Annotated in this window: 16 protein-coding genes and 1 tRNA gene; 5 read left to right on the forward strand and 12 right to left on the reverse strand. The window is 54.9% G+C overall.

Translation table 11 applies throughout. The features are described 5' to 3' along the window. The first annotated feature begins 28 nt into the window (after positions 1 to 28). Positions 29 to 286: a hypothetical protein gene (locus HXY34_13655; protein ID NWF97178.1), complete on the forward strand. Its 258-nt coding sequence runs from the start codon at positions 29 to 31 to the stop codon at positions 284 to 286. Between the two features lie 153 nt (positions 287 to 439). Here HXY34_13655 and HXY34_13660 read toward each other — a convergent pair. Then, positions 440 to 586: transfer RNA gene (locus tag HXY34_13660), tRNA-OTHER, on the reverse strand. A 203-nt stretch (positions 587 to 789) separates the two neighbouring features. Then, positions 790 to 1,686: a formylmethanofuran--tetrahydromethanopterin N-formyltransferase gene (fhcD, locus tag HXY34_13665; GenBank protein NWF97179.1), complete on the reverse strand. Its 897-nt coding sequence runs from the start codon at positions 1,684 to 1,686 to the stop codon at positions 790 to 792. Positions 1,687 to 1,812: 126 nt separating this feature from the next. On the opposite strand from fhcD, the gene HXY34_13670 reads away from it, so the two are divergent. The 3 genes from HXY34_13670 (at position 1,813) to HXY34_13680 (ending at position 3,952) form a co-directional block, all read left to right on the forward strand. Next, complete coding sequence (locus HXY34_13670; protein NWF97180.1) at positions 1,813 to 2,646, forward strand: formylmethanofuran dehydrogenase subunit C; 834 nt, start codon at positions 1,813 to 1,815, stop codon at positions 2,644 to 2,646. After that, positions 2,646 to 3,611, forward strand: a complete 966-nt coding sequence (locus tag HXY34_13675) for a methenyltetrahydromethanopterin cyclohydrolase (protein NWF97181.1) — start codon at positions 2,646 to 2,648, stop codon at positions 3,609 to 3,611. The genes HXY34_13670 and HXY34_13675 overlap by 1 nt, the downstream gene beginning before the upstream one ends. A 62-nt stretch (positions 3,612 to 3,673) precedes the next feature. After that, positions 3,674 to 3,952, forward strand: coding sequence for a MoaD/ThiS family protein (locus HXY34_13680; GenBank protein NWF97182.1), 279 nt, complete (start codon positions 3,674 to 3,676; stop codon positions 3,950 to 3,952). On the opposite strand, the gene HXY34_13685 is transcribed toward HXY34_13680, so the two are convergent. Then, complete coding sequence (locus tag HXY34_13685) at positions 3,949 to 4,476, reverse strand: 2-oxoacid:acceptor oxidoreductase family protein (protein ID NWF97183.1); 528 nt, start codon at positions 4,474 to 4,476, stop codon at positions 3,949 to 3,951. The genes HXY34_13680 and HXY34_13685 overlap by 4 nt on opposite strands. Before the next feature lie 4 nt (positions 4,477 to 4,480). Next, positions 4,481 to 5,305 carry a 2-oxoacid:ferredoxin oxidoreductase subunit beta gene (locus HXY34_13690; protein NWF97184.1) on the reverse strand — a complete coding sequence of 275 codons (825 nt, stop codon included), beginning with the start codon at positions 5,303 to 5,305 and terminating at the stop codon, positions 4,481 to 4,483. Positions 5,306 to 5,578: 273 nt separating this feature from the next. Here HXY34_13690 and HXY34_13695 point away from each other — a divergent pair, with 273 nt between their 5' ends. Continuing rightward, positions 5,579 to 6,013, forward strand: a complete 435-nt coding sequence (locus HXY34_13695) for an Lsm family RNA-binding protein (protein NWF97185.1) — start codon at positions 5,579 to 5,581, stop codon at positions 6,011 to 6,013. A 79-nt stretch (positions 6,014 to 6,092) separates the two neighbouring features. Here HXY34_13695 and ftsZ read toward each other — a convergent pair whose 3' ends face one another. From ftsZ to HXY34_13735, 8 genes are all read right to left on the reverse strand, one after another. After that, entirely contained in the window at positions 6,093 to 7,355 is a 1,263-nt protein-coding gene (ftsZ, locus tag HXY34_13700; protein NWF97186.1) for a cell division protein FtsZ, read from the reverse strand. Positions 7,356 to 7,363: 8 nt separating this feature from the next. Further along, entirely contained in the window at positions 7,364 to 7,552 is a 189-nt protein-coding gene (locus tag HXY34_13705) for a type II toxin-antitoxin system ParD family antitoxin (GenBank protein NWF97187.1), read from the reverse strand. Between the two features lie 103 nt (positions 7,553 to 7,655). Next, positions 7,656 to 8,366: a 50S ribosomal protein L2 gene (locus HXY34_13710; protein NWF97188.1), complete on the reverse strand. Its 711-nt coding sequence runs from the start codon at positions 8,364 to 8,366 to the stop codon at positions 7,656 to 7,658. 12 nt (positions 8,367 to 8,378) lie between these two features. Next, entirely contained in the window at positions 8,379 to 8,642 is a 264-nt protein-coding gene (locus tag HXY34_13715) for a 50S ribosomal protein L23 (GenBank protein ID NWF97189.1), read from the reverse strand. An 11-nt stretch (positions 8,643 to 8,653) separates the two neighbouring features. Further along, a complete protein-coding gene (locus HXY34_13720; GenBank protein ID NWF97190.1) occupies positions 8,654 to 9,442 on the reverse strand; it encodes a 50S ribosomal protein L4 in 789 nt (262 codons plus the stop codon). A gap of 17 nt (positions 9,443 to 9,459) precedes the next feature. Beyond that, positions 9,460 to 10,467 carry a 50S ribosomal protein L3 gene (locus tag HXY34_13725; protein NWF97191.1) on the reverse strand — a complete coding sequence of 336 codons (1,008 nt, stop codon included), beginning with the start codon at positions 10,465 to 10,467 and terminating at the stop codon, positions 9,460 to 9,462. A 159-nt stretch (positions 10,468 to 10,626) separates the two neighbouring features. Beyond that, complete coding sequence (locus tag HXY34_13730) at positions 10,627 to 11,478, reverse strand: hypothetical protein (GenBank protein ID NWF97192.1); 852 nt, start codon at positions 11,476 to 11,478, stop codon at positions 10,627 to 10,629. Positions 11,479 to 11,490: 12 nt separating this feature from the next. Then, positions 11,491 to 11,924: archease (locus HXY34_13735; GenBank protein NWF97193.1), on the reverse strand; the 434-nt coding region annotated here is incomplete at its 5' end.

Here is an 11,924-nt window from a genome sequence, read left to right on the forward strand (position 1 = left end):
ATGACGGTATGAGCAAAGGTCTTGACAGATGAGTTTGCTTGGGCCAGACGACTTCGGACTGGGAAGAAAGGGGCGGGCTAAGAAACTAGCCAGAGACCTCTCTCCTGAGTTGCACAGGACGATTGAACAATGGCTCGAAGAAACGGACGAGTCGGTAGCATTGGATCGAATACGGGAACTTGTCGGTCCGGAGGAAGCAGCACTCATTCTTCGTCACCATAGGGAGAAGTCAAGGACTGGAAAAGTGGAACGAAGGATATCGGCAGACCGCAGAGTCGATGACTGAGACTAGAGTACAACTCAGAGATGATCATGTGACTGCCAGAGACGAAACACAGGAGCCTCAGAAGGTGCCGACCATAGTGCACATCGCCACAGTCTTGAAACGGAGTAGGAATGCTCAGCAGACATCAGAGGTGTGGACTGGCAGAAATGGGGATGGAGCCCCAGGCGAGATCTGTTCCAAGGCGGACTTGTCCGGTCTCGTTTGAACTCGCGACTTCCTCATAGTAGCGCAAGAGACTCTCAGATGAGCTCGCTGCGGTCTTACCAAGGAGGCGATCTAACCGATCTAAGCTACTGGGGCTTATCTGTAGCACAACGGGTACCCCCCGTTGTACGCTGGGCAAAGTTCTGGATGCGCGTGAGATAAAGGTTTCGAACTGAAGTTCTCATGATAGCCGGCAGCCTGCAGTGTGTCCGCGGCAGAGTAGTGATTCTGCCCATGTATGCCGAGGAGGCCTCAATTGCTGTACGAATCCGGAGAGAGGCGGCACGAGGCGGATGCTTCTATGGGCCCAGCTCATGCAAGGCGACCTTGTATTGACCCAGCTTTCCATCGTAGTTCCCGGCAGTGACTCCAAGAATGCCGGGGTGGTTGCAGACGGTCTGGACTGCCACTCGCATGGCCTCAGCCACACATCTCAGATTAAGGCCATTGATCACAATCTCCATTACAAAGTCACTTCCTTCTGGCACAAGCGTGTCTGGCACAACTGCCCTGAGTGTCGGGCAGAACCGCTCATTGGTTGATGCACGGAGTGTGCTGTATCTTGAGAAGGGTTTGGAGCCTGCACCCACAAGGCCTCCGGGGAACGGGGTATATGCGCCCTCCACACACTCTATTGCTTTCACCGCGGCCATTCCGCTCGTCATTCCCGACTCGATATCGCGGCAGAAGTAGATTATGTTGCCGCCTGCCACGCCCTTGGTTCTGCCAAAGTCGTTCTCGACAACGAAGGTACCGCTCATCCGTGGGACTAGCCACAGGGTTCTGCCATCTATGGGGCCCTTCTTGACCTGATAGCCGTCTCCAAAGAACGAGAGGGTCTTTCCAATTGGATACTCCTCCACAGAGTCTGGCGTTTCATCGTAGGCGCAAGCGGTGGGGCTGGGAAGCACGCACTGTCCGATTCGTGCAACAAGCTGACTCTCAAGGTCCTTCTTGCTGGCGGTTGCGAACACTACTCGCACACCGGGACGACCGTCAGGGGTGTCCTTTGGAGGCACTACAGACTCGATGCCCGCCTCTGCGGGAGACATTATGACGGATGTCGCGAATCCCGTGGCTTCTTGAGCGGTGACTCTTGCCCAAGCTTCGCTATATGCAGTTATGAGCGTGCGGTTCATGTGCATTGTGAAGCACTCTGCAAATGTGTCTTCGATGCGTACTCCGTTGACTCTCATGGTCGGTCCCAACAGAATCGAGGAGAGCGCTCCTTTTCATTTTTCCGAGGCATTTATCTCTGGAACCAGTTCTCCCGAAGCGAACACTGGATGACCATCACTCTTACACTCAGGTGTCCTCTAGACATGCCCATTGAGGCAGAAACAATCACCCCGGCGAGTTTTGCGGGCCAGACTCTGGAGAAGTCCTGCGCACTTGAAGTGAGACAGGGCAACAGAGTCCTAACGCTGGGAGATTTCTTCCATCTGGACGGGACAGTGGGCTCCAACCCAGATGATACAGAGGTCGTCGTGATTGGCGACCTGAGGATGGTGAAGCGGATTGGAATGGGTATGGACGGCGGGAGGATGACTGTCATTGGAGATGCAGGAATGTATCTGGGGGCAGAGATGAGGTCCGGACGGATACTTGTGAAGGGCTCTGTTGACGCGTGGGCAGGTGCAGAGATGAGTGGTGGTAACATCCAGATTGAGGGAGATGCAGGGGACTACCTGTGCGCGGGGTACCCGGGGAGCAAGCACGGGATGAGAGGGGGCCGCGTATTCGTGTCAGGCAATGCAGGTGCAGAGATGGCATCACATATGCACAGGGGGTTCATAGCGGTGAAGGGGCATGTGGGAGACCATGCTGCTGCAAGGATGAGTGGTGGGACGATAATGATAGGTGGGGCTGTAGGTCAGAGGCTCGGACTGGGAGCAACAAGGGGCATGGTGCTTGTAATGGGCAGAGCTGAAGCGATGCTGCCCACATACAGGTTTGGCGGGGTCTCTGCGCGAGAGTTCGTGTTCTACTATGTCCGATACCTCAAGTCAAGACGACCCGACCACATCCTCAACGAACTCGGTCCTGATGAGAGGTGGGTGAAATACATGGGAGACCTTGCAGAGGGACAACCGGGCATGGAGGTCTACTTGCGCGCATCATTGAATATGCATCTTGTGCCGTCGGGGTGGCCATGATGGAAGAGAGTGTGAACGTGGGAGCATATGCGAAGGTCCGGGAGATCATTGACCGCTGTGCTGAACTTCGGTGTTCCGCAACTGAGTTGAAGAACGGGGCCACACTCATAGACGCGGGCGTGAATGTGGAAGGGTCACATGAGCTAGGCAGGCTGATTGGCGAAGCTTGCATGGGCGGGCTTGGGAGCGTGAGGATTACTCAGATGCACATCGCTGAGATGACGTTGCCGGCAGTGGTCGTAGGCACAAACCGGCCCGTCATTGCCACGATGGGCTCGCAGTTTGCGGGGTGGTCCGTGAAGTCAACGACGTTCTCCGCAATGGCATCAGGACCTGCTCGGGCCCTGGCCCTGAAGGAATCTGGGCTCTTTGAGAAACTGGGCTACAGAGACGACTCGAAGATAGGAGTGGTCGTGCTGGAGACACGTCAACTGCCTGATGAGCGCGTGCTCGGGGAGATAGCTAGCGCATGCTGTATAGACCCCAGTGGGCTCTACTGCATAGTAGTGCCTACTGCCAGTCTGGCAGGTTCTGTGCAAATTGCCGCTCGCATTGTCGAGGTTGGGGTACACAAGATGCACTTGCTCGGATACAGTCTGGATGGTATGAGGACCGGGCATGGGGTGGCGCCAATTGCACCTGTGGCGAGCAGCGATGCAAAGGCGATGGGAGTCACGAACGATTGCATACTCTACGCTGGTAGAGTGTACTTCTACTTACGTCCCACTCCGGACGGCAGACTCGAGGAACTCGTCAACAGAGTCCCGTCAAGTGCCTCCTCTCAGTACGGCCAGCCATTCTACAAGCTCTTCAAGTCGGTGGGCTTTGACTTCTATAAGATAGACCCCAATCTGTTCAGTCCTGCAGAGGTGACTCTTGTGGACCTGACAAACGAGAGGACATACAGGGCCGGGAAGACTAATCCCGATGTCCTCAGAGAGTCACTGAAGGCAGTTGCAGAATAGGACTTGAAAGCGATTACGAACAGAGGACAACGTATTTGTGATGTGTGGAGTAGAGGACTGCCATGAGAGTAGAGGTCACATTCAGGGGTGTACTCGCCGGCTCGCTGGGAAGAGGACAGATGATCATGGAGCTCGATACGGGCTCCACAATTGCTCAACTCCTTCAGAAGATGATAGGGGTGGAGCAGAATGTCTTACGGATTTGGAAAGCACCAGAAGAAGTGGTCCGGGATGCCCTTGTACTTCGCAACGGGGTGGACATAGGTCTCACAGGAGACTTGGAAACGACACTTGTAGATGGTGATAGAGTCGTCATACTGCCGCTAGTCCATGGCGGCTAGACCGCATCGGCACCAGCTCGGACAGCCTGAGAGTTTAGCGGGAAGGTCTTCTCTGGGACCATGTCACGAAGTGCCTTTTCCAGCAGCTCAACTGACACCACGCCAGACCTCTTCGAGAACGCACCTAGCATGACCATGTTGGACATCATTCGGTTTCCCAATTCATCAGCAATACGCATTGCAGCCACCGGAACTATGTCGAAGCGGTTCGCATATGCCCTGTAATCGACTAGGTCGGGGTCTACAAGGACTGTGCTTCCCTCCTTGGCCTCCGAGATGTGCATGTCAAATGCCTTCTGTGACATCAAGATGGAGTAGTCGGCCTTCAGGACCTTCGGATACTTGATTGGACGGTCACTTATGACCACCTCAGACTTGGCGGATGTGCCTCTTGCTTCGGAGCCATAGCTCTGGGTCTGCACTGCTTCGAGACCACCATGAATCACGGCAGCGTGGGCAAGTACGACGCCAGCGAGTACGACACCCATTCCACCAGTGCCAGCAATCCTCACTTCAGTCTTCAATGTATCACCTCTGAGGCGCCATGTTGCGCATGGACACGGTCAGCTCTGGAAACTCACGGTCTACGAACTCGCCAAGGTCAATTCCGTTCTTCGTTGGGACGGAGAAGGTGATAGGGTCGTCCCTCTTTCGTACGGGTAGCCTCTTGAACCACTTGAGCATCTCCACAGCGTCGCCCATCTGGTTTCTTCGGCCATAGCCCGTGGGACACTGACTGAGGATCTCGATGAAGGAGAACCCTTTCGTTTCAAGCCCTTTCTTTATTGCGCGAGATGCCTGCACAGGATGTGCGGTGGTCCACCTTGCGACATACGCGGCACCCGCAGCAGCGACTAGGCGCGACAAGTCGAACGGGCGCTCGGGATTGCCATAGGGGGTAGTGGTGGTATTATCACCAGTGAAAGTGGTGGGTCCAACCTGTCCTCCCGTCATACCATACTGATAGTTGTTACTGCACACCACGGTCATCTCAATATTCCGACGTGCAGCATGGATGAGGTGATTTCCTCCAATTGCCGCCAGATCCCCATCTCCGCTTATCACGACAACTTTCAACTCGGGACGCGCAAGTTTCAGCCCGGTGGCAAAGGCGATGGCCCTACCGTGTGTAGTATGAAGTGTGTCTGCATTGAAGTGGGGAGAGGGAATCCATGCGCCACAGCCAATTCCGGACACAAAGGCAAAGCCATCAAGGCTCTCATGTCCGAGGTCGCGGACTGCTTTCAGGAAGGAATTGACAATTATACCATTCCCACAGCCGGGGCAGAACGGGGTCGCAAGACTCTCTCTGCGGAGATACTGAATGGCAAAATGCTCTTGTGGGGCACTCAAAGCAATCCCACATAAGCGGGAATTTGAGAGGCTAATAACCCATTCTGTATGCACAGGAGTTGGTCTGACCGTGCATAGTTCAGACAGCGAGTGCTGGGCCGTCACGAGTCACGCTGCACTGGACGCATCGGTGAGTGTGCCAGCCGACAGAGACTGACTGCACGCATGCCTGATGGGGGCTACGGCGGACACAGGCATCTGCCGCAATGAGCATCACTTTTAAGGCGACAAGTGGCGAAGGGACCGGTCTAGCAGATGGCTAGGTGAGTCAGTATGTCTGAAGTCGCAGCAATGAGAGCTTTCAACAGAGAGCTAGCAGCAGTCGTTGGCGCCACTGTGAATGTGACGACCAATGTGGGAAAGACCTACACAGGCACCCTAAAGGGAATAGACCAGAACACCCTTAGCATCATACTATCGGATGTACACTGTGTTGAGGACGAGGTCAGCATTCCGAAGATATTCATCTACGGTAGCAGTATTGTTTCATTCTCCCTGTCAGAGCGGGAGATCAGCCTGGAAGGACTCGCCAAGGAACTCGAGAAGCAGTTCCCGCCAGGTGGTGTGAGATACTTCGCCGACACACAAGTCGTAGTCGTAATGAACAAGGTACGGATTACTAAGGATGGAGTAGAAGGTTCGGGACCGCTCTACGAGAGAGTCTCTGAAGTGGTCAAGAAGTGGATGGAAGAACACGGTCTCGCTTAGCAGCATGATGAGGCCCACATCCGAGCACTCTCCACTCAGTCTTGACTAGGTCGACCTACTCTACTCGGTGCTGTTCTGCCTACAGGATTCGCTTCAGACCCAACTCATCAAGACTCTTCACAGGTTCCTCCTTCGCTGCCTCTGTCCTGCGGGGCATTGACTGTCGATCAATTGGCTTGAGGCGCTCCTCCCACGCCACTCTCGAACTTGTCGGGAACTTGCCTATGCTCCGGGCGTCGGCCCTTATCCGAGCTGTGTCAATGGAACCACCGGACTGATGACTGAGGAGCCCGAGGTCGGCAAGTCGTCTTCTGCTTGGTGAAGTGGGGGTCATCTCATCCTTCGCCCTAGGCAACAGCTGCGGGCTCTTGACTCCGGTGAGAATCAGCATCACACGCAGCATACCATTGAGTCGCGGGTCAACCCTTGCACCCCATATCACCGTCGCATCTGAACACATCTTGCTTGAGACAAGTTCTCCAACCTTGTTGGCTTCTGCAAGTGACATGTCGGCACCACCTGTGATGTGAATGAGCGCGCCGGTCGCTCCAGCCCATTCCACCTCAAGTAGTGGGCTGTTGAGTGCGTTCTTTATGGCATTGGCCGCCCGCTCCTCGCCCGAGGCCTCACCCAAGCCAACCAATGCAACACCCCCATTGCATATTATGGAGCGCACGTCTGCGTAGTCGAGGTTGATTAGGCTCGGCATCGTGATTGTCTCAGTGATACCCTTCACCATGGATGCCAAGACCTCGTCTGCAACACCAAATGCTTCCTCGATAGGGAGGTCAGGGACAAGGTCCATGAGCTTCTGATTGTCGATCACCACCACAGTGTCAGCGAACTCCTGAAGTTTCAACAGACCGGCCTTTGCCTTGTCAATGCGTGTTCGTTCAAGCGCAAAGGGCATCGTGACGACTCCGACGACTATGGCATCGTTCTTCTTCGCAATCTCAGCCACGACGGGTGCACTCCCAGTGCCCGTGCCGCCCCCCATTCCACATGTCACAAAGACTAGGTCTGCATCGCGCAGGAGTTCTGTGAGCTGAGGGGAGGACTCCTCTGCTGCCGCTTGGCCCACGTGGGGGTAGCCGCCAGTTCCCAGACCACGGGTGATTCGTTCTCCAATCAGGAGCTTGCGATGGGCTGTGGTGACAGCAAGGTGCTGCCTATCTGTGTTGATGGCGACGCACTCAGCACCCTGAACTCCAATGGTCATCAGGCGCTTCACCGTGTTGTTGCCCGCACCTCCACAACCAATGACAACAATCCGTGCCTGCCCCACATCTCTTGCTCCAGTAGGAAGACGCTCACTGGATCCGTGCTCCCGAGCTGAGTCGATGAATGTCTTCAAACCTTACCAATGACCTCCGAGTCTGCTTGTATGTCGGTCTTGTTCGAGTCCCAGAGTTCTCTCTTCAGCATGTCCCTTATCGCTATCCTGATGGTCTCAGAACGGTTGGGGTAGTGACCTGCTTGCACAAGACGCTCTATGTCATCAAGTATCCGCTCGGGAAGATGCACCGCTATCAGCCGCATGGACAGTCCTCATTGGTAGCGACCATGGGCGTGCATAAGGAGGCTTGTAATACCGGCGGAAAACAAGAAAAAGAGGGCGATGATGAAGGCTTAAGCCTTCATCCTACTTGCTCTTGCGACCAGTCCTACGAGCAGCAATGTGCCCGACCTTGCGGCCTGGTGATGCATGACGGCTGACTGTTGACAGATGATGCGAGTGACCACCATGTGGATGAGAAACCGCGTTCATGGCGGTACCTCTTACAACTGGCCATTTCGTCACCCTCGCGTGGGCATGATGATAGGCAGCACCAGCCTTCAAGAGGGGCTTTTCTGGTCTACCACCACCCGCGATGATCCCGATTGTGGCTCTGCAGCGCGGACTGAAGAGCTTCTGCTTGCCACTTGGGAGTCGCACAAGTGCCTTGGACTTGTCAATGGAGATGATTGTTGCCACGAGACCGGAGGACCTCACGTACTTACCTCCGTCACCAGGGCTTCCTTCGATATTGTAGATAGGGGTGCCCTCGGGGATATACTCGAGCATCAGTGTATTCCCGTTCTGAAGAGTAGCATTAGGACCACACTGAACAGTCTGGCCCACCTGCAGGCCCTCAGGCGCGACCATGAAGTGGCTCTTGGACTCGCCCTTATATCGGATCTCCGCAAGAGGTGCTCCTCTCCCGCTCTCGTGGTGAAGTCCCACAACCTCACCTTCGTAGGTCTTGTCTGGGGCCCACTTTGGGTGCTTGACAGGGGCAATCTTCCTGTGGCTAGGACTCTGCCACTGGCTTGTACCAGATCCTTTTCGCTGGACTAGAACTCGTCTACCCATACTGACACCACCCTAGAAGACTCCCATCTTGGTCGCGACGTCAGCGGCACTGTACTCCGGTGCCAGTCGCACAATGGCCTTCTTCCGTCCATCGGGCAGGATGACGGTGTTCACCTTCTCCACAATCACCTCAAAGAGGGTCTCGACTGCCCATTTGATTGTGTTCTTGTTCGCCCTCCTGTCAACGTAGAAAGCCAGTCGGTTCTGTGATTCTACATTGTTCAGGCTGGCCTCAGTCACGACGGGCCTAAGTATTACTTCATTTGGATCTCTCATCGCGACTCACCTCAGCTGAACAGCTGTTCCTTCTCCAACCTGTCGATGGCAGACCTTGTCCAGACCACTAGACGCCCCGGATGAGTGCCAGGTGCGAGTACCTCTGCATTGAGCCCATGCACTTCGACAACATCAACGCCGGGGAGATTGCGCGCAGCCTGTCCAATCCCTCGGTCCTGACCCACAACAATCAGAAAGGACTTTGGGGTCCGCATCTTGCGTCCTCGCATCTTCCCCTTTCCAGCTCTCACACTGCGTCCCGATATCGCACGGTATAGGTCTGCATCCAGACCAAGTGCATTTGCCACCTCACGCATCTCCTTTGTTGTGGAGATGGTCTCGAGGTCATCGCTCACCACAAGTGGAATCTCGGGTACACTCTCGGTCTTGTGACCTCGTGCAGTGACGATCTCTTTCTTGGAAGAGGCCGCAATTGCAGAGCGAATGGCAAGACGTCGCTCCTTTGTGTTGATTCGCTCAACGAGGACCTTTCTGGCCTCGGGAGGATGCGTTCTCCTGCCACCAACCGTGGTTGGTGCAAACCCACCTTTGTTCGCAGCTCCAGTGCCTGAGCCCTTTATTCTTGCAACTCTTGATCTCCCACGTCCAGTGTTCCAGCTCTCGGCAGTATTCCGCTTGCCGGCAAGCTCGTCCACTCCGTGTGGCTGATACCTAAGGGACTGCAACGCGAGCACTGCTCTCTGAATGATATCTGGACGGTAGGGTGTGTCAAACTGAAACGGCAGCTGAATACTTGGACCCGCCTTTCCCTTCAACGAGTATGTCTTAACACTAGCCAATCTGATTCAACCTCCAACTACTGCTTGGACGCAGTGCTGATGTAGCTCACCTGCATCGGGGTGCCACTGTGACCTGACCTTGGACGGATGGCGTATCTAAGACGGATGGGTCGCTTCACCGGTCCGGGCACAGAGCCTCTCAGCATCACATAGTCACCACGAATCACACCGTAGTTGACAAACCCGCCGGCGGGCGTGATCTCCTCACCACGTTCGCCAATCTTGACCACAACACTGTTGTATATGGTACGAGTGTGGAATCCAGTCTGTCCACCACGTGGCACGGTGTATCGTATGTTGGTCGGGTTCCAAGGACCAATGCAGCCCACACCTCGTTTTGTCTTGCGGGACTTGTGTTGTAGCACCTTGACACCAGTACGACGTACTACGCCTTGAAAGCCGTGACCCTTGGTGACTGCAAGGGTGTCAACCAGCATTCCTTCGTTCAGGATCTCTGCAATCCGAAGGTCCTTTCCCAGCACGCTCTTTGCGTACTCAAAGGCCTTCTTGACGTCAGATGCACCGACCTTGTACTCCATTATGTCAGGTTTCTTCTTGGGTACCGCAGCGAGACGAGGCTGAGTGTGAATGAGCAGTCGTATCTCAAAGAGCGAATCCAGCTTGGCTTCAAACTCCTTCATCTGAGCTTCGTGGTCGTATTCCTTAGGCAGTGGCATTGCCTTGCGGAGGTCCTCGGAGAGAGTCTCCGCAAGGACTTCACCTACCAGTCTGAGCCCATATGGAGTAGACTCGTAACCACGAATTGAGAAGGGTCTTACTGGCGGCGTATCTATCACGGTGACAGGAATCACAGTCTCTTGTCCTTTGAGGGGACTTGCGGTCCTGTCCACCGTCACCACCGCATGAGTCATGCCGGCCTTGTAGCCGACGAAGCCCAGTAGTTTTGCAGCCGAGCCACTGTACTCAGGCCAGTTCTTCACCCGCGGTACAAACTTTGAAGCCCGACCTCGTGGCATGTAGGCAAGACTTCCACGATGCGGTTGGTTCTTCTTTCTGTGTGCCATTGTCAACACCAGGCTTGTACCGAATGGCCTCTAAGCTAGGCTATTCGTACTACGATGCCCGGCGACCTGCGGAGAACCGCTTTTTAAGCTTCCCATCAAGTCGCCTGTATGGAGACCTTGGGGCGGCTCTGCAGCAGAACGAAGAGGTGGCGGACACACTCAGGCGGCATAGTATCCACGTCTTGTGATGGGGTGTTCTAGTACACTATTCAGAAGACCAAGACTGACCAAGACGGCCTCTTCAAGACGAACGGTCTCGGTCCCCTGGTCACGAACTGTGTTTATCCAGAAGTCAAACGTTGGCATGACTTCAGTCCCAGACTCATGGAACAATTCCTGAATTCCATGGCGAGGACCACCAAAAACAGCAACTACGGAACCACTACGAGTTGCTGATGCGACCAGCTCATCGACCTGAGTGTGAAACGGAGCAGCCTTCCTTGAGAGAGCAATCCTTGTGGCCCCAGACTGTGCGTCAAGATAGCGGGCAAGAGAGTCCACGGCGGCCACCTCGTAGCCGAAGTAATGGTGCACATCACATCTTTGAATTGGCTCAAGCTTGATCTGAGGAGCCTCTGAAGTAACACGAAACAGTGTGGGTTCGGAGTCGCTCACTCTGGCATCATGATCGACAAGCTCCTTCAACCCTATGTCAATCTTGCCTGGTCTGACCTGTATGCCCCACCGAACCTCTCCCTTGTGCACTCTGAAGCTCTCGACTGGATGGCTCCGAGTGCGTAGAGGTGGCAGGAGCCCGGCGTACTGTAAAGAGGGGGTCCGACGAAATGCCAGTCGACGGAGGTACTGCGGCGTGTCTAGGTATCTCAGAAGAAGCAGGAGGAGTCGCCTGTCGCGCTCGAGACTGGGGTCCGTAAGTCCAGTACGATACACAAAGACCCGTTCCACGCGGAAGATAGCAAGCGCCCGCCCAATCACACCTGCTTTGATTGTCTTCTCGCGGAGATCAGAGCAGTCGATTAGAGACGCATCCGGTATGCCGACCTCGAGCACGGGGCATTCCTCCTACAGGTCGAGTGTGAAACGAAGTGTTGTACGATTCAGACCAACATCAATGGCCATGTTGGCGTACGTCATAGCCTTGACCTCGGTTCTTGTGACGTGCTTGTTGTGGTCAATGTCCTCGCCCCATACCACACCTCTGAGCACCAGACCATCCTCATCGGGGAGTATTGTTTGGACCTCGAACTTGGAGTAGAAGTGATAGTTGATGTCAATCAGCGCAATCAGTCGACCAATCCACTCCACCAGAAGCTCTTTCAAGTCAATCCCATGAACCTCAACTTCCACTGGCACTCTGGGTTCCACGGTCGAGGTATCGAGAATGACCTCAAACGCCGCGCGAGCAGCCTCAGAGTATGCTTGTTCCAGTGTGGGGGCCCAGCACTCAATCGTGATGTCAGCGGTATGGTCGATGATTCTGGAGCCGATTTCCAACC

The sequence above is a fragment of the Candidatus Thorarchaeota archaeon genome, assembly GCA_013388835.1.
In the GTDB taxonomy this organism is placed as follows: domain Archaea; phylum Asgardarchaeota; class Thorarchaeia; order Thorarchaeales; family Thorarchaeaceae; genus JACAEL01.

Excerpts from the sequence above, each read along its gene's own strand:
- HXY34_13705 (NWF97187.1), bottom strand. The coding sequence starts at position 7,552 with ATGCGGCTGATAGCGGTGCATCTTCCCGAGCGGATACTTGATGACATA.
- HXY34_13715 (NWF97189.1), bottom strand. The coding sequence starts at position 8,642 with ATGAGAGATCCAAATGAAGTAATACTTAGGCCCGTCGTGACTGAGGCC.
- HXY34_13680 (NWF97182.1), top strand. The coding sequence starts at position 3,674 with ATGAGAGTAGAGGTCACATTCAGGGGTGTACTCGCCGGCTCGCTGGGA.
- HXY34_13655 (NWF97178.1), top strand. The coding sequence starts at position 29 with ATGAGTTTGCTTGGGCCAGACGACTTCGGACTGGGAAGAAAGGGGCGG.
- fhcD (NWF97179.1), bottom strand. The coding sequence starts at position 1,686 with ATGAGAGTCAACGGAGTACGCATCGAAGACACATTTGCAGAGTGCTTC.
- HXY34_13695 (NWF97185.1), top strand. The coding sequence starts at position 5,579 with ATGTCTGAAGTCGCAGCAATGAGAGCTTTCAACAGAGAGCTAGCAGCA.
- HXY34_13670 (NWF97180.1), top strand. The coding sequence starts at position 1,813 with ATGCCCATTGAGGCAGAAACAATCACCCCGGCGAGTTTTGCGGGCCAG.
- HXY34_13725 (NWF97191.1), bottom strand. The coding sequence starts at position 10,467 with ATGGCACACAGAAAGAAGAACCAACCGCATCGTGGAAGTCTTGCCTAC.
- HXY34_13675 (NWF97181.1), top strand. The coding sequence starts at position 2,646 with ATGGAAGAGAGTGTGAACGTGGGAGCATATGCGAAGGTCCGGGAGATC.
- HXY34_13710 (NWF97188.1), bottom strand. The coding sequence starts at position 8,366 with ATGGGTAGACGAGTTCTAGTCCAGCGAAAAGGATCTGGTACAAGCCAG.